Below are 19,246 nucleotides of genomic sequence, written 5' to 3' on the forward strand. Positions count from 1 at the left end.
TAAAAACCGATCCATGCATAAGAAAAAGTTGATCCCATGAATTTGAAGTTCCTCGAAACCTTCGTCTGGGTGGCCAGGCTCAAGAGCTTCCGGCTCACGGCCGAGAAGCTGTTCACCACCCAGGCCTCGATTTCCAGCCGCATTGCCGTGCTTGAAAGCGAGCTGGGCGTGAAGCTGTTCCTGCGTGACTCGCGAGGCGTGAGCCTGACCCCGGAAGGCTTGAAAGTGCTCGACTATGCCGAGCAAATGATGGTGACCATGCAGGGTTTGAAGCAGTCTCTGGAGACCACCAGCAGCAAGGTCGGGCGCATTCGGATCGGCGCGATGGACACGGTGATCCACACCTGGCTCAGCCCGCTGGTCGCTGAACTGATGAAGCTGTTCCCGCTGGTGGAGATCGAGCTGATCGCCGATACCGCGCTTAACCTCAGCGATCAGCTACAAAAAGGCTTTCTTGACCTGATCCTGCAAACCGACCTGCTGCGCCTGGAAACCGTGCGCAGCCTGGAACTGGCCAGCCACCCCATGGCCTGGATCGTGGCCAGCCAGTCGATCTACAACCGCGACTACGCCTCCCTCGCCGAACTGGCCCAGGAGCGCATCATCACCTACTCGAAAAACTCTCACCCGCATCAGGACGTGTTGAGTTTGATGCAGGCCAATGGCGTGGCCGCACCGCGCATGAACTGCGTGAATTCGGTGTCGGCGATTACCCGGTTGCTGCGCGATGGCTTCGGCATCGGCGCACTGCCGCCGGTGCTGGTGAGCGAAGAGCTGGAGCGAGGGGAATTGGTGATGCTGCCCATGGCCCAGCGCCTGCCGAACTTGCAAGTAGTGGTGTCGTGGCGCGTGGGGGTGGAGTTGGTGGAGGAAATTGTGGGGTTGTGCCAGAAAGTCGTCGCCCGCTATGCCGAGCAAGTCGGTGCAGATCGCATGCAACTGCATAAACCCGATTAACACTGTGGGAGCTGGCTTGCCTGCGATAGCGGTGGGTCAGCCTGCACATCGGTAACTGACCCACCGCTATCGCAGGCAAGCCAGCTCCCACATTGGACCGAGTCGGTCCTTGATCAGAGGCCCTTGAGGTCCCGCTCTTCGATGGGCCGGCTCCGGCGCAGGCGCCGGCCGCCCAACACCACCCAGTCGATCAAGCGGTACAGGCATTCAATGCCGAACGACAACAGCATCGCCCCGCCCAGGCCCCAGCCCATGGCTTCAGGCGTCAGCAGAATCTGGTAGCTGTAGCCATTCCAGGTCTCCCGACGGATATCCGGATCGGCAGCCACTGCAACTTGCAGGGCACGGATGTACCACGGGCCTTGCATGGCCTGGTATTGCTTGTCCAACTCGAGCTGGCGATCGAGCATAGCGCCCAGGCTGCTGGCGTCGCTCTGGAATACCGGGTCATCGCTGGCGCGGTAATGCGCCACCAAGGCTTGCATATCACCGTTGAAGAACTGCTGCGCCGTGGACTCGAAACCGCGCAAGCCGGTCTGGGCCTCGATCAGGTGGGCTTCGACGCGCTTGGCGTAGTCATTGATAAACCCCGGCACCTGCACGCCGACCAACAAGCCAACGGCAAACAGCACCAACCGCAGATAGCTAAGCAACATGCTCGATTCCTTACTCGGTAACGCCCTGGCTGACACATTCACCGCGTCGCCACAGGCTCCATTGGCCCGGTTCGTAGCGGGTCCAGTTTTCGTTGTCGGTCAACGGCTCGGTGGCGATCACCGTTACCACATCATTGGGGGTGGTTTCGGCCTGAAAATCGACGATCACGTCGACATCTTTCAACCGCGCCGGGCCAAAAGGCGCCCGCCGGGTGATCTGTGCCAGCTTGGTCGAGCAATAGCAGAACAGCCAGTCGCCGTCGCTGAGCAGGCAGTTGAACACGCCTTTGCTGCGGTATTCGGCGCAGGCGGCGATCAGGTCGGGCAACACCTGTTCGATGTCCACCGGCTCGGGGAAGGCTTCGCGCACACGGTTGAGCAAGTCGCAGAACGCCGCTTCGCTGTCGGTATCGCCCACCGGGCGGTAGAAGGTGGCGCGGGGATTGAAGTCCGCCAGTTGGCCGTTGTGGGCAAAACACCAGTTACGCCCCCACAGCTCGCGCACGAACGGATGGGTATTGGCCAGGCTGACCTTGCCCACATTGGCCTGGCGGATATGGCCGATCACCACTTCGCTCTTGATGGGATAACGCTGAACCAGCAATGCGACTTCCGACTCGCTACTGGCAGCCGGGTCCTGGAACAGGCGCAGGCCACGGCCTTCATAGAAGGCAATGCCCCAGCCGTCGCGGTGCGGGCCAGTGCGCCCACCGCGCTGCATCAGCCCGGTAAAGCTGAACACGATATCGGTGGGGACGTTGGCACTCATGCCCAATAATTCACACATGCCAGGGCTCTCGCTGCAGGGCAAACAACGTTAAAGGCGCGGTTCGACCCGCATACCACCGGCAGGCGCCGGACGACGGAACGGTTCGTCGTCTTCCGGCTCGGCGGCCAAGGCGGCATCGGCAGCCGCCTTGCGCTCACGGCGAGCGTTGGCGGCGCGTTCGATGGGCCAGCGGATCAGCACAAACACGATGTACAGGGCAAACACGATCATCGTGTACATAAACAGATCGGAGATCGCCCGCCAGGCGTTGTTGCCGACCTTGAGCACCAGGTCCAGGGCGGTAATGGCCACGGCCGGCGCAAACTGGGTCTTGACCGGGTCGACAATGGTCGGGCTGAGCAGCAACACCGCCATCAGCAATTGCAGGGGCTCGCGCAGCCAGCGCCAGATCCAGCGGGTCATGCGCCACCACACCAACAGGCAGCCCAAAGCGGCGAAGGCGTAAAGGCCCCAAGCGGTCAGATAGTCGTTCTCGGTCATGGTGTCCATGGCAAGGTTGGCAAACAGGCGGCTATGATAACGGCTTTTGCGTGTCGAGGCTGCAATGCCTGCCACCGTCTGCCAGATAGGGAATTATCCATGCCTATTTCCACCGCACCGATTGCCCGCAAGGCCCCAGGCCCAGACCCGTATGCCTGGCTGCAAGAACGCGACAACCCTGAGGTTCTCGACTACCTCAAGGCCGAAAACGCCTGGCAGGAAGCCCAACTGGCCGATCAGCAAGCGTTGCGCGAGACCCTGTTCGACGAGATCAAGGGCCGCATTCTGGAAACTGACCTGTCCCTGCCCTCCCCTTGGGGCCCGTATCTGTATTACACCCGCACTACCGCCGGCGACGAATACGCCCGCCATTACCGCTGCCGCCGCCCGGCCGATGACAGCAACCAGGTGGACACCAGCAGCGAAGAGCTGTTGCTGGACCCGAACGTGCTGGCCAATGGCGGCTTTTTCTCCCTGGGCGCGTTCAGCATCAGCCCCGATCACCAACGCCTGGCCTACAGCCTCGATACCAGCGGCGAAGAGATTTACACGCTGTTCGTGAAGGAATTGGCGACCGACAAGGTCAGCGAACTGGCGTTCGACAACTGCGATGGCAGCATGACCTGGGCCAATGACAGCCTGACGCTGTTTTTCGGCGAACTGGACGACACCCATCGCCCGCACAAGCTGTATCGCTATCGCCTGGACGGCACCGCCGCGCAGGAAGTGTTCCACGAGCCCGACGGTCGTTTCTTTCTGCATTGCTACCGCTCAAGCTCCGAACGCCAACTGTTGCTGGCCCTGGGCAGCAAGACCACCAGCGAAGTCTGGGCGCTGGACGCCGATCAACCGCACCTGGCCTTCACCTGCCTGGCGCCACGGGTCGAAGACCACGAATACGACGTCGACCACGGCAAGCGCAATGGCCAGTGGACCTGGTTTATCCGCAGCAACCGCGACGGCATCAACCATGCGCTGTACGTGGCCGCCGACACCGGCACGCCGCCCACCGAAGCCGACTGGCAGAACCTGATCCCCCACAGCGACGAGGTCATGCTCGACGGCGTGAGCCTGAACGCCAACGCCATGACCTTGAGCCTGCGCATCGGTGGCCTGCCAGTCATCGAAGTGCACCCTGAGGATGTGCCGGCCTATCGGGTGCAATTGCCTGACGCCGCCTACAGCCTCTATGTGCAGAACAGCCTGGAGTTTCCCAGCGACAAGATCCGCCTGCGCTATGAGGCCTTGAATCGCCCGGCCCAAGTGCGCCAGCTTGAGCTGGCGACAGGCGCACAGGTCGTGCTCAAGGAAACTCCGGTGCTGGGCGTCTTCAACGCCGACGATTACGTCAGCCAACGCCTGTGGGCCACTTCCGCCGACGGCACTCAGGTACCCATCAGCCTGGTGGTCAAGCGTGACCAGCTCGGCAAGCCGACGCCGCTGTACCTGTATGGCTACGGTGCCTACGGCTCAAGCCTGGACCCGTGGTTCTCCCATGCGCGCCTGAGCTTGCTCGACCGTGGCGTGGCGTTTGCCATCGCCCATGTGCGCGGCGGCGGTGAGCTGGGGGAAGCCTGGTATCGCAACGGCAAGCAGGAACACAAGCAGCACACCTTCAGCGACTTTATCGCCTGCGCCGAACATTTGATTGCCGAGGGCCTGACCACCTCCCAGCAACTGGCGATCAGTGGCGGAAGTGCCGGCGGCCTGTTGATCGGCGCGGTGCTCAACCAGCGTCCGGAATTGTTCCAGGCGGCGATTGCCGAAGTGCCGTTCGTCGATGTGCTCAATACCATGCTCGACCCGGAACTGCCGCTGACCATCACCGAGTACGACGAGTGGGGCAACCCCGAGGAACCCGAGGTGTATGCGCGCATCAAGGCTTACGCGCCGTACGAGAACGTCAGCGCCCAGGCTTACCCGGCCACGCTGGTGATCGCCGGCTATAACGACAGCCGCGTGCAGTACTGGGAAGCCGCCAAGTGGGTGGCCAAGCTGCGGGATATCAAGACGGACGACAACCTGCTGCTGCTCAAGACCGAGCTGGGTGCCGGCCATGGCGGCATGAGCGGGCGCTATCAGGGCTTACGGGACGTCGCCCTCGAATATGCCTTTGTGCTCAAGGCTCTCGGCCTGGTCTAACCGCCCGGTGTTTTCGGCTTGCTGTCGTTCTGCTGCAGGCCGGGGACCGTCTGGTCCTTGGGCGGCGCGGGCAGCACGATGGGCACCAGCGGTGGCGAGCCATTCTGGGTCTTGGGCGCAACGGGCGGCGTGACTTGCGGGTACAACGTGGGTGTTGGCGTGCCCGGCGCGCCTGGGGTTGGCGTGGGCGCGACCGGTACGGTTTGTAACTCCTGAGCCTGCGCGGTACCCAATGCGAGCGCGCTCAACACAATGACCGTTAGAATGCTGCACTTCATCGATGGCTCCATGGCCTGACCGGAATGCCCTAAGGCTACTCCCAACCGCGCAAGAATGCCCTTCCCAATGAGATTTCCATGAAACGTTTCGTTCTGCTGGACACCACCCCAATCCCCGACAACGGCGGTGCCTTGTGCCTGTTCGAATACGGCGAGGACTTCGTCATCAAGATCCAGGGCGGTGACGGTGGCCAGTTGATGAACACGCGCATGCATGGCTCCGAAGATGCCCTGGCGGAGATTCCCTGCCGCAAAGTGGCCGGGCGCCCGGGTTCACGGGTGCTGATCGGCGGCCTGGGCATGGGCTTTACCTTGGCCGCGGCGCTCAAGCATTTGGGCAAGAGCGCCGAAGTGGTGGTGGCCGAACTGGTGCCCGGCGTCGTGGAATGGAACCGTGGGCCGCTGGGGGAGAAATCCGGACGCCCGCTGCTGGACCCGCGCACCGTGGTCCGCCTGGAAGACGTGGCCAAGGTACTGCAGGCCGAGCCCCAAGGCTTTGATGCGATCATGCTCGACGTCGACAACGGCCCCGAGGGGCTCACGCAAAAAGCTAACAGTTGGCTGTACTCGGCCAGTGGCCTGGCCGCGTGCGCCAAGGCCCTGCGGCCCAAGGGTGTGCTGGCGGTGTGGTCAGCCAGCGCCGACAAGCTGTTCAGTGACAAACTGCGCAAGGCCGGTTTCAAGGCCGAGGAAGTGCAAGTGTTTGCCCATGGCAACAAGGGCACGCGGCATACCATCTGGATTGCAGAGAAGCTCAAGGGCTGATCACGGTTGATTCAATAGCGCCAATCCCCTGTGGGAGCGGCTAGAATCAACCTTGTCCGTGAACCACCCAATAATAGCCAGGAGCCATGATGAGCTCGAACAACCCGCCCTCCCACACCGCCAAACTGGACCGCATCCTCGCCGATGCCCAGCGCGACCGCGAAATGGGCTACCGCGATAAAGCCTTGAAGATGTACCCCCACGTGTGTGGCCGCTGCGCCCGTGAGTTTTCCGGCAAGCGCTTGAGTGAACTGACCGTCCACCACCGCAACCACAACCATGATGACAACCCCCAGGACGGTACCAACTGGGAGTTGCTGTGCCTGTACTGCCACGACAACGAACACTCGCGCTACACCGACCAGCAGTACTTCGGCGAAGGCTCCACCAGCAGCCCGAGCATTGCCAAGGCGACGCACAACCCGTTTGCGGCATTGGCGGGATTGATGAAGAAGGACGACTAACGTTCTTCTTTGCCTGTTCCGGCCTCATCGCAGGCAAGCCAGCTCCCACAGTAGGAATGCATTTCCCTATGGGAGCCGGGCTTGCCCGCGATGCGATCGCCCAAGCACTGCATCCCCCCAGGCCGTATAATCGCCGTTTTTCTCAAGGCACCCTTCCCCGTGGGCAATAAACGCTACAGCTGCATCGGTCTGTATAACCCCAAATCCCCCGAAAACGTCGGCTCGGTGATGCGTGCCGCCGGCTGCTACGGCGTGGCCTCGGTGTTCTACACCGGCGTGCGTTACGAGCGCGCCCGGGATTTCATCACCGACACCAAGAAGGTGCACCACGACATCCCGCTGATCGGCATCGACGACCTGAAAAAGATCCTGCCCCTGGGCTGCATCCCGGTGGCCGTAGAATTGGTCGAAGGCGCCCGTCCGCTGCCTGAATACACCCACCCCGACCGCGCCCTGTATATCTTCGGCCCCGAAGACGGCTCCCTGGACAAAGAGATCCGCGACTGGTGCGAGGACGTGGTGTACATCCCCACCACCGGCTGCATGAACCTGGCGGCTACGGTCAACGTGGTGCTCTACGACCGCCTGGCCAAGGGCAATAACACCCGTTCGGGCCCCAAGTACTAACATTGCGGGAACATCCGGCACGTGCGCATAGTCAGCTAGTAACACTTGCCCTTGTTGGAGACTGATCATGAGCGACAGCAAAACCTTGCGACCTATCATCGAAGCCACACCCTTGAAGCCTCAACCCACCCAGAACGTGCATGGCTGGGAGCGCATCGGCTCGGTGGCCGGCGGGGTAATGATGGTGGGTAAAGGCTTGCGCCGCGGTGGGATTTTCGGCTTGATCCAGGTGGCGATTGGTGGCGTGGCACTGGCCCGTGGCTTTACCGGGCACAGTTCGCTCAAGGACAAACTGGAACAGGGCCGCCAGGAAATGAACAGCGTGCGCACCAAGATCGAACGTGCCGGTGAAGAGTTGAAGAACCTGAAGACCAAGGCTGAAGTGGCGGCTGAAAAGGCGGTGAAACCTAAAGCCTGATCTCTGTCTTCAAGACTGTGAAGATCTAAAATGTGGGAGCTGGCTTGCTCCCACAGTTTTGTTGCTCAGCGCAGTAATTTGGAATCCAGTACCACCGACGACTCACCGATCACGCTCTCGGCCAACTGCACGAATTCTTTGGTGTTGACGCTGTTCACCCGCATCACCGCCTGCGCCAGATCGTCCAGGGAGCGTTTGTTGTGGGTCTTCACGCGGATCTCACGGTCCAGTTCCTGCAATACCACCACCGAACGCGCCAGCGTCGCGCCGTTGACGTGCTCGCCTTTGAGAGTGGTGACATCTTTGCCTTCTTTGGTCAGCCGCGCCTGGATCGCCGCATAGCGTTCATCGGTGATGCCACCGGCACGTCGCATCAGCTCAATCGCGTAGTACTCGCCCAAGCCCTCGCTGATCCAGTCACTGCTGTCGTGGTCATTGAAACGTCCGATGGCCTGCACCACTTCGCGCAGCAGCGGGCTGCTGCCATTTTCGCCCACCAGCGGCGTGCGGCTGTTGAGGTAGATCGAATCGCGTAACGAATAAGCGCCCCGCCGCATCGGGTCACTGGCACCGACAATCAACAGTTTGCCGGGATGGCGCGGGAACGCGGCTTCCACCTGGGGCCAGACAAAAGTCAGCAACGTCAGCACATCCATGCGGCGCATGCCCTGGCCCTTGGGCGAGGCCACGGTGACGTCGGTTTCACCCAGGCGCAGGCGGCGGCTGCCGAGGTTGCCCGCCAGCATCCAGCCGGTGGGACGGTCGAACAGGCGGGACACGTTGTCGATGCGGAATTTGTTCTGGCCGATGCGCGGCCAGGCCGTTTCGACGCTCTTCCAACCCGTCGGCAGTTCGAACATCAGGCGTGAGACCAGCTCGATACCGTCTTGCTGGTCGAGACGTGCGGCCGGCACCAGGTCTTCGCCGCGCAGTAACGCCCAGCCGGGCGTGATGCGTGTGTCATACACGCCGGGCTTGCGCACATGGGCCAGGCGCACCCGGTAGGTCAGGCTGGCCTTGTCAGGGCTGGGTTGCCACAGGCCACGGTTGCCCGTGACTTGCCACTGGCCATCGGCCTTGAAGTCGCTGTAGTCACCGTCGCGGCCCAGGTCGAAGTTCAGGCTGCGCACCGCCGCGCCCAGGGACAGGCTGACGCGCACCTCGGCCTGCTGGCTTTGGGGCAACAGCTTGATGTGGTAATCCAGGTCGACTTTCTTCGCGCACCAGCCCGGCCCGCTCAGCGCCAGCACGACCAGGCCCGCGGCCCACTTGGCGGCCACCTTCATACACACTCCTCGTTCAGCCTGCGCGGAAAATCAGGTAATCCTCCCAGTCGTCCTCGGGCACGCTGCCTTCGCTGAGCATGCGCCCGGACTGGGAAATGCGTTCGTGGTGTACCGCGTCACGGTCGCCGCAGACCAGGTGATGCCACAGCGGCAAGTCCTTGCGCTCGCTGACCAGGCGGTAACCGCAGGTCGGCGGCAACCATTTGAATTGGTCGGCCTGGCCCGGCGTGAGCTGGATGCAATCGGGCACCGAGGCGCGGCGGTTGGGGTAATCGGTGCACTGGCAGGTTTTCAGGTCGAGCAGCTTGCAGGCGATACGCGTGTAATAGACGCTGTTGTCGTCCTCATCCTCAAGCTTTTGCAGGCAGCACAGGCCACAGCCGTCGCACAATGACTCCCACTCCTCTTGATCGAGGTGCTCAAGGGTTTTGCGTATCCAGAAAGGTTCGACTTTGGCGGCCATGGCTCTGCATCAGTATCGGAAGGTGAAAAGGCCGCCAGTCTAGTGCCCAAGCCCGTTGGGGCCAAGCGCTTACGACTGACGGTGTTGCAAGACTTGTCAGGCCTGGGTGGGCGCAGTAGTTTTGAATCCCGTTTTTTTCATCAGGGTCTGTCCATGAGCAATAACCCCCGTGTTGCCGATTATCCGATCCACACCCAATTCACCGAGCGCTGGTCGCCCCGCGCCTTTACCGGCGAAAGCATCCCGCAAGAGACCTTGCTGAGTTTCTTCGAAGCCGCACGCTGGGCACCCTCGGCCTACAACTCGCAGCCGTGGCGGTTTCTGTATGCGCGCCGTGACACGCCGGACTGGGAGCGCTTCCTGGGCCTGCTGAATGAATTCAACCGCAATTGGGCGCAGCATGCGTCGGCCCTGATCATCATCGCGTCGAAAACCGACTTCATCGCCCCGGGTGCTACCGAAGAAACCCCGGCGCTGTGGCACACCTTCGACACCGGCTCGGCCTGGGGCCACCTGGCGCTGCAAGCCAGCCTCAGTGGCTGGCACACCCACGGCATGGCCGGCTTCGATCAGGAACTGACCCGCAAGGAGCTCAAGATTCCCCAAGGTTATGCGCTGCATGCGGCCGTGGCGGTGGGCAAGCTGGGTGACAAGTCGAGTTTGCCGGAGTACCTGCAAGGGCGCGAAATGCCGAGCCCGCGCAAGCCGTTGAGCGAGCTGGTGTCCGAGGGTGACTTCAGCCTCTAAGCATCGCACTCTGACCCTCTGTAGGAGCGAGCTTGCTCGCGAAAAACTCACAGGCGCCGCGTTTATTCAGAAAGTACGCGTCATCGTTGACATTCTTCGCGAGCAAGCTCGCTCCTACAGGAGGGCATGGGGCAAGCTCAGTAACCGCGCTCGAAATCCACTTCCCCGCGCAGCGCTTGCTTGGCCTGATACGCCCGCAGGTTCTGCACAAACAACTCCACCATCATTGGCGGCGAGGTCGGGGCAGAGCTGTGCCCGGTCAACAGCAAACCCCACGCCGTCCAGAACGGGTGGCGTTGCGGCAAGGGCTCCTGGCGGCATACGTCGATCACCGCGCCGGCCAGGTGCCCTTCTTTGAGCGCCTCGACCAGGTCGGCGTCCACCACCGCCACGCCGCGTCCGACGTTGATAAACAACCCTGTGGGCTGGAATTGCTTGAACAGCGCCGCGTCGTAAAGGTCATGGGTATCAGGCGTGTTGGGCAGCAGGTTGATCACGTAATCCACCTCCCCCACCAGCCGGCCCAACTGGTCGAGCCCCGCCACTTCGATAAACGGTGCCTGCTCGCGGGCCTGGCTGGCGATGCCATACAACTGCACGCCGAACGGCAGCAGAAACTCGGCCACGCGCTGGCCGATGTCACCGGTGCCGACGATCAGCGCCTTACGCCCCGCCAGGCTCTGGCCCATGCGGTTATCCCATTTGCGCTCCACCTGGCTGACCAACCGCGCCAGCACTTCGCGCTCGTGGCCCAGCATGTAGGTGAGGACAAACTCGGCCATGACCTGGCCAAAAATGCCTACCGCGCGGGTTAGCCGATAGTCGCGTGGCAAGCCATCGGCCAGCAGTGGCGTGATGCCCGCCCAAGTCGATTGCAACCATTGCGGATGATGGCCCTGGCGCAGCAGGGTAGCCAACAGATCGGGCTGGCCCAGCCACACCGGACAGTCGGCGGCCAGGCGCGAGAGCTCGGCCGAATCGCCGCTGGTCAGCACTTCGAGGTCTGGGGCGGCGTCCCTGAGCAATTGGGCGTAGAGCGGATGATCCTGTTCAGCAATCAGAACACGCATGGTTCAAACCTTTGAAAAAACAGTGCAGACGGCCGCCCGCATCCTTACGGCCACCGTCCTCTAATACGATTCCATTGAAGCTGTGCCCTGAAGCGGGCACTGGTCGATCACATCGGGTCGTTGCGGCGCAGCAGCTCTTCGGGCAAGTGCTCGATGTACTCGTCCTCGGCCGGCGGCATTTGCAGGTGGTAGCCCTGCTTGTCGAGGTTTTCCAGCACCACGGCGATGTCTTCGCGCGACAGCTTGCGCTCCGGCGTCAGCACCATGTCAAAGGCGTGATGCGCCTTGCCGAAGGCTTCCATCAACGACTCGGGTACGCGCTCCAGGGCATCGCTTTTGAGCACATAGAGGTACATGCCGTCTTTTTTCTTGCTGCGGTAGATGGAGCAAATACGTTTCAAGGCTGTTCTCCGGCATTGGCCAGGCTGTCGAGCAACGCCTGGCCCATCAACTCGCGGCGCCAGCCACGCAGCGAGTCTGGCAATTGGTAAGGCCCATCGGGGTAGCCACTTTTAACCAGGGCTTCGAGGGTTTTCTTGCGCAGCATCAGTTCCGGCGCCATGTCCAGGCGCTCGGCGAAGGTTTGGCCCAGGGCCCGCAGTTGCTTGATCAACGCGGCAGCGTCCACGGGTAACGGCTCAGCCACGGCAGGCGGCCATTGGTCCATGGGCACGCTACCGGTGCGTTTGATCAGGTCCAGCAAAAACTGGCCGTCCTGGCGCACGGTGCGCGGGTGCATGTCTTCGATCTTGCCCAGGGCGGCGAGGTTATCCGGCTGGGATTTGGCCAGGGGCCACAACGAGTGTTCGCGAATAATACGGTTGCGCGGCAAGTCGCGAGCACGGGCCTGCTGCTCGCGCCAGGCGCACAGTTCACGCAACACCGCGAGTTGGGCACGGGATAATTTCCACGCCAGCTTGGCGTCGCGGTACACCTCGTAGGGGTCGATCTCGCGGCGCAGGTTGGCCACCAGTTCGGCGCCGTCTTCCAATACCCACGCGTATTTGTCATCCGACAGTTGCGGGCGCAGACGGGTGTAAACCTCGGCCAGGTGCACCGCGTCTTCGGCGGCGTAGCTGATCTGCGTCTCCGACAATGGCCGCTGCAGCCAGTCGGAGCGGGTTTCACCCTTGGGCAACTCGATATCCAACACCGCCTGCACCAGGCGCGAGTAGCCCATGGAAAAACCGAGGTTGAGGTAGGCCGCTGCCAATTGGGTGTCGAACAATGGCACCGGCAAGCTGCCGGTCAGGCGCGACAGCACTTCCAGGTCTTCACTGCAGGCGTGCACCACCTTGATCACCGCTGGGTTTTCCAGCAAGGCGGCCAAGGGTTGCCAATTGTCGATGGTCAGGGGGTCGATCAGGTAAGCGCGCACGCCATCACCGATCTGGATCAGCCCGGCAATAGGGTAAAAGGTGTCGACCCGCATGAATTCGGTGTCGAGGGCGACGAATGGCAACTGCTGCCATTCGGCGCAATGCTGGCCGAGGCTATCGTTGTCGCAGATCCAGTGAATATCGATGGCCACACGGCTCTCCCTTGAAGAATGGCGCGCAGTATATATCGCGAAAGGGGCTAGCGAGCATCCGCAGTGCACACGCCATCATGAAAACTCCGATAGGAGATGAAGAATAGTCCGACAAACAGGCGTTATCCTCTCTTACGCAAAACGTAGACGCACCATCGCCGCGAGCCCGGCAGGAACTCTTGGTAATTGAGGATTTTGAAGCCGGCTTGGCGAAACTCGCTCTCTACCGGCGTGCCCACGTTCACGGCAACAATCACCGTGTCGCGACTGACGCGGTGAAACTCGTGCAATAACATGAGTCGTGCATCGCTGTCGGGCACATGGCGAAACAAATCCAGGCAGAAAATGCAGTCCACCGCATTCGCCGAAAGGCCAATGGAAAACGCCGAGCCCTGGAATGTTTTGACACGCTTGAGCAACCCGCCCGGGTGATGGGTGCGCGCGTGATCGAGCATCGCCTGGGAGTTGTCCGAGGCCAGGATCACACGGTTGACGTGTTCGGCCAGCACCGGCCAGAAGCGCCCGGAACCACACGCCAGGTCGAGGATAAGCCCTGGCTCGCCCGCCACTTTCAGGGCCTGGCGTACCAACCGCGCATCGCGCCACGCCGACAGGCGCTGCAACAGCCTGGGCGGACGCGGGTCGCCACAGCCCCTGGCATGCTCACGGTCATAGCGCTCGGTGAATTCGGTCTCGATGGAGGATGGAGGTTGTGGCGACATCGCGGGCTCATGTGAATGAAACGGTAGTGAACGACCTTGATCCGCAGCTTAACCTTCGCAACGTGAAAAAAAGGTCGAAAGCCCACCCCGCTAAAACCGGTCACGCTTGATGCAAGTACCACCGCCAATCCTGCTCCCCCACCTCGCCCATGAACTGACGGTATTCGGCACGTTTGACCGCCAGGTAAACGCCGAGGAATTCGCGCCCGAACGCATCCGGTGCCCAGCGGGACGTTTCCAGCGCGCGCAAGGTGGTCAGCCAGTCGGTGGGCAGCAGTTCCTTGGCCTGGGCGTAGCCGTTGCCTTGCACCGGGGCGCCAGGGTCGAGCTGTTCGCGGATGCCTCGATGAATGCCGGCCAGGATCGCAGCAGCCGCAAGGTAGGGGTTGGCGTCGGCACCGCAGATGCGGTGTTCGATATGCCGCGATTGAGCCGGGCCACCGGGCACGCGCAGGCTGACGGTGCGGTTGTCCACGCCCCAGGTGGCAGCGAGCGGCGCATAGCTGTTGGTTTGGAAGCGTCGATAAGAGTTGGCGTTGGGGCAGAACATCAACAGGGAATCGAGCAAGGTACTGAGCATGCCGCCCACGGCCTGGCGCAGCAGTGGCGTGCCGTCGGTCGCTTCACTTGCAAACAGGTTATTGCCCTGGGCATCGGCCAGGCTGACGTGCATGTGCATGCCGGTGCCGGCCAGGTCGTCGAACGGCTTGGCCATGAAACAGGCGGTCATTCCATGTTTGTGCGCCACGCCCTTGACCAGGCGTTTGTAGCGCACGGCTTCGTCCATCGCCTGCAGCGCGTCGGTGCGGTGTTCGAGGGTGATTTCCACTTGGCCCGGCGCGTACTCGGAGATAGCCGTGCGCGCCGGAATCCCTTGCAGTTTGCAGGTGCTGTAGAGGTCGGCAAGAAACGGCTCGATCTGCTCCAGTTCGCGCAGGCCGTAGACTTGCGTCGAACGCGGGCGATTGCCATCCACATCCCGCGCCGGTTGCGGGCGGCCGTTGCTGTCGGGCTTCTGATCGAGCAGATAGAACTCCAGCTCCGCCGCCATCACCGGGTAATAACCATCGGCCTTGAGCGCCTCGATAACATTGGCCAGCAGGTGCCTGGGGTCGGCCACGGTGGCGGGCAGGCCTTCGGTGGGGTGCATGCTGACTTGCACCGCTGCGGTGGGGATCAAGCGCCATGGCATGCGCTGCAAGCTGCCGCTGATCGGGTAGGCGCGGCAGTCAATATCCCCTACCTCCCAGACCAGCCCGGAGTTTTCTACGTCATCGCCATTGATGGTCAGGCCGAGGATGGTACTGGGCAGAGGCCGGCCACTTTCGTACACCGCCAGCAGTTCGTCGCGGTGCAGCAGCTTGCCGCGCGGTACGCCGTTGTTATCGAGGATAAACAGCTCGAACATCTCAATGTCGGGGTTCTGTTCAAGGAAGGTCTGGGCTTCATGCAGGCTGGCAAAAACACTCATGGGAATTCTCATACGTTTGCGTCAGGCAAGCGCGCAGGCGCCGCCGGGCAGATGCGCACAGGTGTGCGTCATCCATGGGGGTAGATCAACGTAGGAGAGAGGTATCTGGCGGGCGCGCGTGTCGGCAATGGAACAAGGCCCAGAACGCAAGCGCAGACGGCAATGTCGCGGTGTGAGTGTCGGGGCAAGCGTGCATGCGCGATCCACAGTGATTGAGAGAATGGAGCGTCACACGCGAGGATACGCGAGTAAATTCAGGCTTGATGGAGTTTGGTTGCAGTTTGGCTAAACATTCACCGCGCCTTGCCACCCTGCCCTGTGCTGGAAATAATGAGCCCCCGACCGTGCCCCAAGGATTCGACCCCATGAAAGCGCCTCTGGCCCTCTGTGTACTGGCAAGCCTGGCCACTGTCGCCCAGGCCGACACCGCTGCTTCTCGCCTTGACGAAGTGATTGCGCGCGGCACCCTCACCGTGTGTACCACCGGCGACTACAAGCCTTACACCTCGCTGCGCAGCGACGGCGGCTATGAAGGTATCGACATTGCCATGGCCGAGTCCCTGGCCAAGAGCCTCAACGCTAAAATCAACTGGGTGCCCACCACCTGGAAAACCCTGATGCCGGACTTTCTCGCCCAACGCTGCGACATCGCGGTGGGCGGTATTTCCGTGTCGTTGGAACGTCAGAAAAAAGCCTTCTTCAGCCAGTCTCTCGGGGTCGATGGCAAGATCCCACTGGTGCGCTGCGCCGATGTGCAGCGCTACCAGACGGTGGAACAGATCAACCAGCCCCAGGTGCGAGTGATCGAACCAGCGGGCGGCACCAACGAAGTGTTTGCCCGTGCGCACTTGGGCCAGACGCAGATTCGCCTGCATGACAACGTGACGATTTTTGATGAGCTGCTGGCGGGCAAAGCCGATGTGATGATTACCGACGCCAGCGAGGCGCGTTATCAGCAGAAGCTCAAACCTGGGTTGTGTGCGGTCAACCCGGAGCAACCGATGCAGTACAGTGAAAAAGCGTTTTTGTTGCCGCGCGATGATGTGGCCTGGAAGAGTTACGTGGATCAGTGGTTGCATTTGAGTGTGGCGACGGGGGCGTATGCGGGGATTGTGGGGCAGTGGTTGGCTGCGCCTTGAATGCGGGGTGTCAGGTAGATCGGTGTTGATTGTCCGGCCGTCATCGCAGGCAAGCCAGCTCCCACATTGGGATCCTGGGGCGTCAGCCCGGTCCTACGCCTTGATCAACGCTACAAACGCCGCACACGCAGCGCTGCGATACGCGCCCTTGCGACTCAGCAGTGCCGCGGTGCGCTGCGGCAACGGTGGATTGATCACCACGGCATGCAGGCCTGCCTGGGCCTCGGCCAGTGCGCGGGGCAGGATGGTTGCCAGGAGCGTGCTGCGCACGATTTCGATGATCGCGCTGATGGAGTTGGCCTCCATGGCAATCTGCGGTTTAACCCCTTGCTGGTGGCAGTAGTCGTCGATATAGCGGCGGGTGGCGAAGCCTGTGTTCAGTAGCACCAGGGGCTGTTCGAGCCAGGCTGGTTGTGTGCGTTCGGGATGGCTGGCACTGACGACCAGGCTCAGCTCTTCGACAAACAGCGCCTCACAGTCGATCTCCAGCCCATGCTCGCCGGTAAAGCCGATGCCGATATCCAGCAGGTCTTCGCCCAGGGCGGCTTCGATGCGGTCTTGGGTCAGTTCCTCGATGCTCAGGGTGATGCCGGGATACAACGCATTGAACCGTGCCAACAGCGGGCCGATCAGGTAGGCGGTGAAGGTCGGCGTCATGGCCAGGCGCAAATGCCCTCGGCGCAGGTCCTGCACGTCGTGTATGGCGCGGGTGCCGGCCTGTAGATCCTGCAAGGCCAGCCGCGCATAACGCACATAGGCCTGCCCCGCGTCGGTCAGGCTGACACTGCGCCCGGAGCGGTCCAGCAGTGGCGCGCCCAGGCTTTCTTCCAGTTGCTTGATCTGTTGCGACAAGGTCGGTTGCGAGACATGTAGCGCCTCGGCGGCACGCGTGAAGTTGCGATGCTCGGCAACGGCCAGCAAGTAACGGATATGACGCAACAGCATGGGCAGCGCTCCAACTATAGGCAGGACTTATAGAAAGCATAATAAACCGGTCTTGGACGCTATAGCCGAAAACTTCCATCCTTGCCCCATCAGCGACGCAAGGAGAACCACCATGCAACATCTCATCGACGGCTTTCGCAAATTCCAACGTGAAGCCTTTACCCCTCGCAGTGACTTGTTCAAACATCTGGCGACCACACAAAACCCCGGCACCTTGTTCGTGTCCTGCTCTGACAGCCGCGTAGTCCCTGAGCTGTTGACCCAGCAGGAACCCGGTGACCTGTTCGTCATCCGTAATGCCGGCAACATAGTGCCGTCCTACGGCCCGGAGCCGGGAGGTGTGTCGGCCACAGTCGAATATGCCGTAGCGGTGCTGGGCGTCAGCGACATTGTGATTTGTGGGCATTCGGACTGCGGCGCAATGACCGCGATTTCCACCTGCAAATGCCTGGACCACCTGCCCGCCGTGGCCAATTGGTTACGCCATGCCGAGTCGGCCAAGGTGATCAATGCCGCCCGCACGCACGTATCGGACGCTGCACGCCTGGATTCGTTGGTGCGCGAAAACGTGGTCGCCCAACTGGCTAATCTCAAGACCCACCCTTCGGTCGCCCTGGCGCTGGAACAAGGCCGGATGAACCTGCATGGCTGGGTGTACGACATCGAAACCGGCGGCATCGACGCTTTGGACGGGCACACCGGGCGCTTCGTCTCCCTGCTCGACCACCCCAGCACCCGCGCCCACGCCGCCTGAACCTTATTCAACCCAAGAGGACCTCACCATGTTGCAATCCCAATTCGCCCAAACCCCACGCCTGGCCCTGGCCGACACCGTTATCGACCTCAAGGCACGCAAAAACCTGTCGTGGCAGGACCTCACCGACGGCACCGGGCTGAGCCTGGCATTCGTCACCGCAGCCCTGCTCGGCCAGCACCCGCTGCCCAAGGAGGCGGCCGACATCGTGTGCGGCAAACTCGGCCTCGACGAGGACGCCAGCCGCCTGCTGCAAAGCGTCCCACTGCGCGGCAGCTTCCCGAGCGGTGTGCCGACCGATCCAACCATGTACCGTTTCTATGAAATGCTGCAGGTCTACGGTTCCACCCTCAAGGCCCTGGTGCATGAGCAATTCGGCGACGGCATCATCAGCGCCATCAACTTCAAACTGGACATCAAGAAAGTCGAAGACCCGGACGGCGGCTCCCGTGCGGTCATCACCCTGGACGGCAAATACCTGCCGACCAAACCCTTCTGATTTGCCGCCAACCGTCTACGCTCTTGGCACACCAACAAGAACGAGGGACGGGTAAATGAAGAGACTGCTCCGATTCACCTGGCTGCTGCTGTTGTGTTGCAGCCAGGTGCATGCCGCCACGGCACAGGAAGCGGATGCCCAAGCCGCCAAGGCCCTGCTGGAAAAGGCCTTGGCGTACTACCACAAGCAAGGTGACAAGGCGTTCGCCGCCTTCAGCCGTCAGGGCGAGTTCATCGACCAGGACCGTTATGTGTTTGTGGTCAATACCCAAGGCGTGCTGTTGGCCAGTGGCGGGCCCTCCTCCGCGCTGATCGGTCGCGACGTGTCCGAGGTACTCGGGCCCGACCTGCAAGCCTCGTTCAAACAAGCCTTGAGCGTGCCGGAAGGCCAGGGTATCCAGCAGGCTGACTACCGCTGGCAGAACTGGAATGACGGCAAGGTCGAACATAAGCACGTGTTTTATCAGCGGGTGGGCGAACGCATCCTTGCAGTCGGGTATTACTTGCCGCGCGCCACACCGGAACAGGCACGGGCGCTGCGCAACAAGGCGGTGGAGGCGTTGGTCAAGGATGAAACCGGCACGCTCAAGGCGATCAACTCCTTGCAGAGCGGTTTCCTGCAAGATGATCTCTACGTGTTTGTGGTGGACCTGAACACGCGGCGCTACGTCGCCCATGGCACCAACCTGCGGCTGCTCAACACCGATTTTGCGAAGATCAAGGACCCGGATGGCAAACCGGTGGGTGTGCCGATCCTCCAGATGATGGCCGAACAGGACCAGGGCGAATACAAATACCGCTGGAAAAACCCGGTGACCGGCAAGGTCGAGAACAAGCATGCCTATGTGCGCAAGAGCGGGCATTTCATGGTTGCGGTGGGGTATTACAGCCCCTGATCCTGATCGTTCCCACGCTCTGAACTGACCCCACAAAGTTGGACGATTTTCTATCTATGCCTGAGCGGCCTGAATTCTGTATTCAACAGGACTCAGGCCGTTTAGCTTCAGTCTGATACGCGAGTGATTGTAATACTGGATGTACTC

24 protein-coding genes are annotated in these 19,246 nt (G+C 61.6%); 11 read left to right on the forward strand and 13 right to left on the reverse strand.

Annotated elements, in window-relative coordinates; all coding sequences use genetic code 11:
• The first annotated feature begins 36 nt into the window (after positions 1-36).
• Entirely contained in the window at positions 37-957 is a 921-nt protein-coding gene (locus JJD66_RS22565) for a LysR family transcriptional regulator (protein ID WP_200649069.1), read from the forward strand.
• A 113-nt stretch (positions 958-1,070) separates the two neighbouring features.
• On the opposite strand, the gene JJD66_RS22570 is transcribed toward JJD66_RS22565, so the two are convergent.
• From JJD66_RS22570 to JJD66_RS22580, 3 genes are read right to left on the reverse strand one after another with little or no spacing between them, the layout of a single operon-like run.
• Positions 1,071-1,613 carry a DUF2937 family protein gene (locus JJD66_RS22570; protein ID WP_200649070.1) on the reverse strand — a complete coding sequence of 181 codons (543 nt, stop codon included), beginning with the start codon at positions 1,611-1,613 and terminating at the stop codon, positions 1,071-1,073.
• A 10-nt stretch (positions 1,614-1,623) separates the two neighbouring features.
• Positions 1,624-2,400 carry a class II glutamine amidotransferase gene (locus JJD66_RS22575; protein WP_003189615.1) on the reverse strand — a complete coding sequence of 259 codons (777 nt, stop codon included), beginning with the start codon at positions 2,398-2,400 and terminating at the stop codon, positions 1,624-1,626.
• A gap of 30 nt (positions 2,401-2,430) precedes the next feature.
• Positions 2,431-2,958 carry an MFS transporter gene (locus JJD66_RS22580; protein ID WP_200649071.1) on the reverse strand — a complete coding sequence of 176 codons (528 nt, stop codon included), beginning with the start codon at positions 2,956-2,958 and terminating at the stop codon, positions 2,431-2,433.
• A gap of 24 nt (positions 2,959-2,982) precedes the next feature.
• On the opposite strand from JJD66_RS22580, the gene JJD66_RS22585 reads away from it, so the two are divergent.
• The gene (locus JJD66_RS22585; RefSeq protein ID WP_200649072.1) at positions 2,983-5,025 is read left to right on the forward strand and encodes a S9 family peptidase; all 2,043 of its coding nucleotides are present in this window, start codon (positions 2,983-2,985) and stop codon (positions 5,023-5,025) included.
• Here the strand turns inward: JJD66_RS22585 and JJD66_RS22590 are convergent.
• Complete coding sequence (locus JJD66_RS22590) at positions 5,022-5,303, reverse strand: hypothetical protein (protein WP_200649073.1); 282 nt, start codon at positions 5,301-5,303, stop codon at positions 5,022-5,024. The two genes, JJD66_RS22585 and JJD66_RS22590, sit on opposite strands and share 4 nt — an antisense overlap.
• A gap of 78 nt (positions 5,304-5,381) precedes the next feature.
• Here JJD66_RS22590 and JJD66_RS22595 point away from each other — a divergent pair, with 78 nt between their 5' ends.
• The 4 genes from JJD66_RS22595 to JJD66_RS22610 all read left to right on the forward strand — a co-directional run bounded on the left by JJD66_RS22595 (position 5,382) and on the right by JJD66_RS22610 (position 7,577).
• Positions 5,382-6,068, forward strand: coding sequence for a spermidine synthase (locus JJD66_RS22595; protein ID WP_034126624.1), 687 nt, complete (start codon positions 5,382-5,384; stop codon positions 6,066-6,068).
• A gap of 89 nt (positions 6,069-6,157) precedes the next feature.
• On the forward strand, positions 6,158-6,532 hold the full coding sequence (locus JJD66_RS22600; protein WP_200649074.1) for a YajD family HNH nuclease: 375 nt from the start codon (positions 6,158-6,160) through the stop codon (positions 6,530-6,532).
• Between the two features lie 159 nt (positions 6,533-6,691).
• Positions 6,692-7,159: an RNA methyltransferase gene (locus tag JJD66_RS22605; RefSeq protein WP_003189607.1), complete on the forward strand. Its 468-nt coding sequence runs from the start codon at positions 6,692-6,694 to the stop codon at positions 7,157-7,159.
• 67 nt (positions 7,160-7,226) lie between these two features.
• On the forward strand, positions 7,227-7,577 hold the full coding sequence (locus JJD66_RS22610) for a YgaP family membrane protein (RefSeq protein WP_019818260.1): 351 nt from the start codon (positions 7,227-7,229) through the stop codon (positions 7,575-7,577).
• A 65-nt stretch (positions 7,578-7,642) separates the two neighbouring features.
• Here JJD66_RS22610 and JJD66_RS22615 read toward each other — a convergent pair whose 3' ends face one another.
• Positions 7,643-8,863, reverse strand: coding sequence for a hypothetical protein (locus tag JJD66_RS22615; RefSeq protein ID WP_200649075.1), 1,221 nt, complete (start codon positions 8,861-8,863; stop codon positions 7,643-7,645).
• Positions 8,864-8,876: 13 nt separating this feature from the next.
• Positions 8,877-9,326, reverse strand: a complete 450-nt coding sequence (locus JJD66_RS22620) for a YcgN family cysteine cluster protein (RefSeq protein WP_003172524.1) — start codon at positions 9,324-9,326, stop codon at positions 8,877-8,879.
• A gap of 153 nt (positions 9,327-9,479) precedes the next feature.
• On the opposite strand from JJD66_RS22620, the gene JJD66_RS22625 reads away from it, so the two are divergent.
• Positions 9,480-10,073, forward strand: a complete 594-nt coding sequence (locus tag JJD66_RS22625) for a nitroreductase family protein (RefSeq protein WP_054898831.1) — start codon at positions 9,480-9,482, stop codon at positions 10,071-10,073.
• A 137-nt stretch (positions 10,074-10,210) separates the two neighbouring features.
• Here JJD66_RS22625 and JJD66_RS22630 read toward each other — a convergent pair whose 3' ends face one another.
• From JJD66_RS22630 to JJD66_RS22650, 5 genes are all read right to left on the reverse strand, one after another.
• Entirely contained in the window at positions 10,211-11,143 is a 933-nt protein-coding gene (locus tag JJD66_RS22630) for a D-2-hydroxyacid dehydrogenase (protein ID WP_054919992.1), read from the reverse strand.
• A gap of 107 nt (positions 11,144-11,250) precedes the next feature.
• Positions 11,251-11,544, reverse strand: a complete 294-nt coding sequence (locus JJD66_RS22635) for a YcgL domain-containing protein (protein WP_200649076.1) — start codon at positions 11,542-11,544, stop codon at positions 11,251-11,253.
• Positions 11,541-12,674 (reverse strand): ribonuclease D, encoded by a 1,134-nt coding sequence (rnd, locus tag JJD66_RS22640; protein ID WP_014717481.1) that lies wholly within the window; start codon positions 12,672-12,674, stop codon positions 11,541-11,543. Before rnd ends, JJD66_RS22635 begins: the two co-directional genes overlap by 4 nt.
• Positions 12,675-12,796: 122 nt before the next feature.
• Positions 12,797-13,396, reverse strand: a complete 600-nt coding sequence (locus JJD66_RS22645; protein WP_014717480.1) for a class I SAM-dependent methyltransferase — start codon at positions 13,394-13,396, stop codon at positions 12,797-12,799.
• A 100-nt stretch (positions 13,397-13,496) separates the two neighbouring features.
• Positions 13,497-14,867 carry a glutamine synthetase family protein gene (locus tag JJD66_RS22650; RefSeq protein ID WP_200649077.1) on the reverse strand — a complete coding sequence of 457 codons (1,371 nt, stop codon included), beginning with the start codon at positions 14,865-14,867 and terminating at the stop codon, positions 13,497-13,499.
• Positions 14,868-15,232: 365 nt separating this feature from the next.
• Here JJD66_RS22650 and JJD66_RS22655 point away from each other — a divergent pair, with 365 nt between their 5' ends.
• The gene (locus JJD66_RS22655) at positions 15,233-16,006 is read left to right on the forward strand and encodes a transporter substrate-binding domain-containing protein (RefSeq protein WP_200649078.1); all 774 of its coding nucleotides are present in this window, start codon (positions 15,233-15,235) and stop codon (positions 16,004-16,006) included.
• A 93-nt stretch (positions 16,007-16,099) separates the two neighbouring features.
• On the opposite strand, the gene cynR is transcribed toward JJD66_RS22655, so the two are convergent.
• Complete coding sequence (gene cynR / locus JJD66_RS22660; protein ID WP_200649079.1) at positions 16,100-16,951, reverse strand: transcriptional regulator CynR; 852 nt, start codon at positions 16,949-16,951, stop codon at positions 16,100-16,102.
• 112 nt (positions 16,952-17,063) lie between these two features.
• Between cynR and JJD66_RS22665 the strand changes: the two genes are divergently transcribed.
• Genes JJD66_RS22665 through JJD66_RS22675 form a run of 3 tightly spaced genes read left to right on the forward strand, consistent with a single transcriptional unit; the run spans position 17,064 to position 19,099 of the window.
• The gene (locus JJD66_RS22665) at positions 17,064-17,705 is read left to right on the forward strand and encodes a carbonic anhydrase (protein WP_054919998.1); all 642 of its coding nucleotides are present in this window, start codon (positions 17,064-17,066) and stop codon (positions 17,703-17,705) included.
• Positions 17,706-17,733: 28 nt separating this feature from the next.
• Positions 17,734-18,204 carry a cyanase gene (cynS, locus tag JJD66_RS22670; RefSeq protein WP_014717475.1) on the forward strand — a complete coding sequence of 157 codons (471 nt, stop codon included), beginning with the start codon at positions 17,734-17,736 and terminating at the stop codon, positions 18,202-18,204.
• A 55-nt stretch (positions 18,205-18,259) separates the two neighbouring features.
• Entirely contained in the window at positions 18,260-19,099 is an 840-nt protein-coding gene (locus tag JJD66_RS22675) for a cache domain-containing protein (RefSeq protein WP_198715001.1), read from the forward strand.
• A gap of 54 nt (positions 19,100-19,153) precedes the next feature.
• On the opposite strand, the gene JJD66_RS22680 is transcribed toward JJD66_RS22675, so the two are convergent.
• Positions 19,154-19,246: IS3 family transposase (locus JJD66_RS22680; protein WP_181076956.1), on the reverse strand; the 93-nt coding region annotated here is incomplete at its 5' end.

It is taken from the genome of Pseudomonas sp. MF6751, from assembly GCF_016613265.1.
In the GTDB taxonomy this organism is placed as follows: domain Bacteria; phylum Pseudomonadota; class Gammaproteobacteria; order Pseudomonadales; family Pseudomonadaceae; genus Aquipseudomonas; species Aquipseudomonas fluorescens_BV.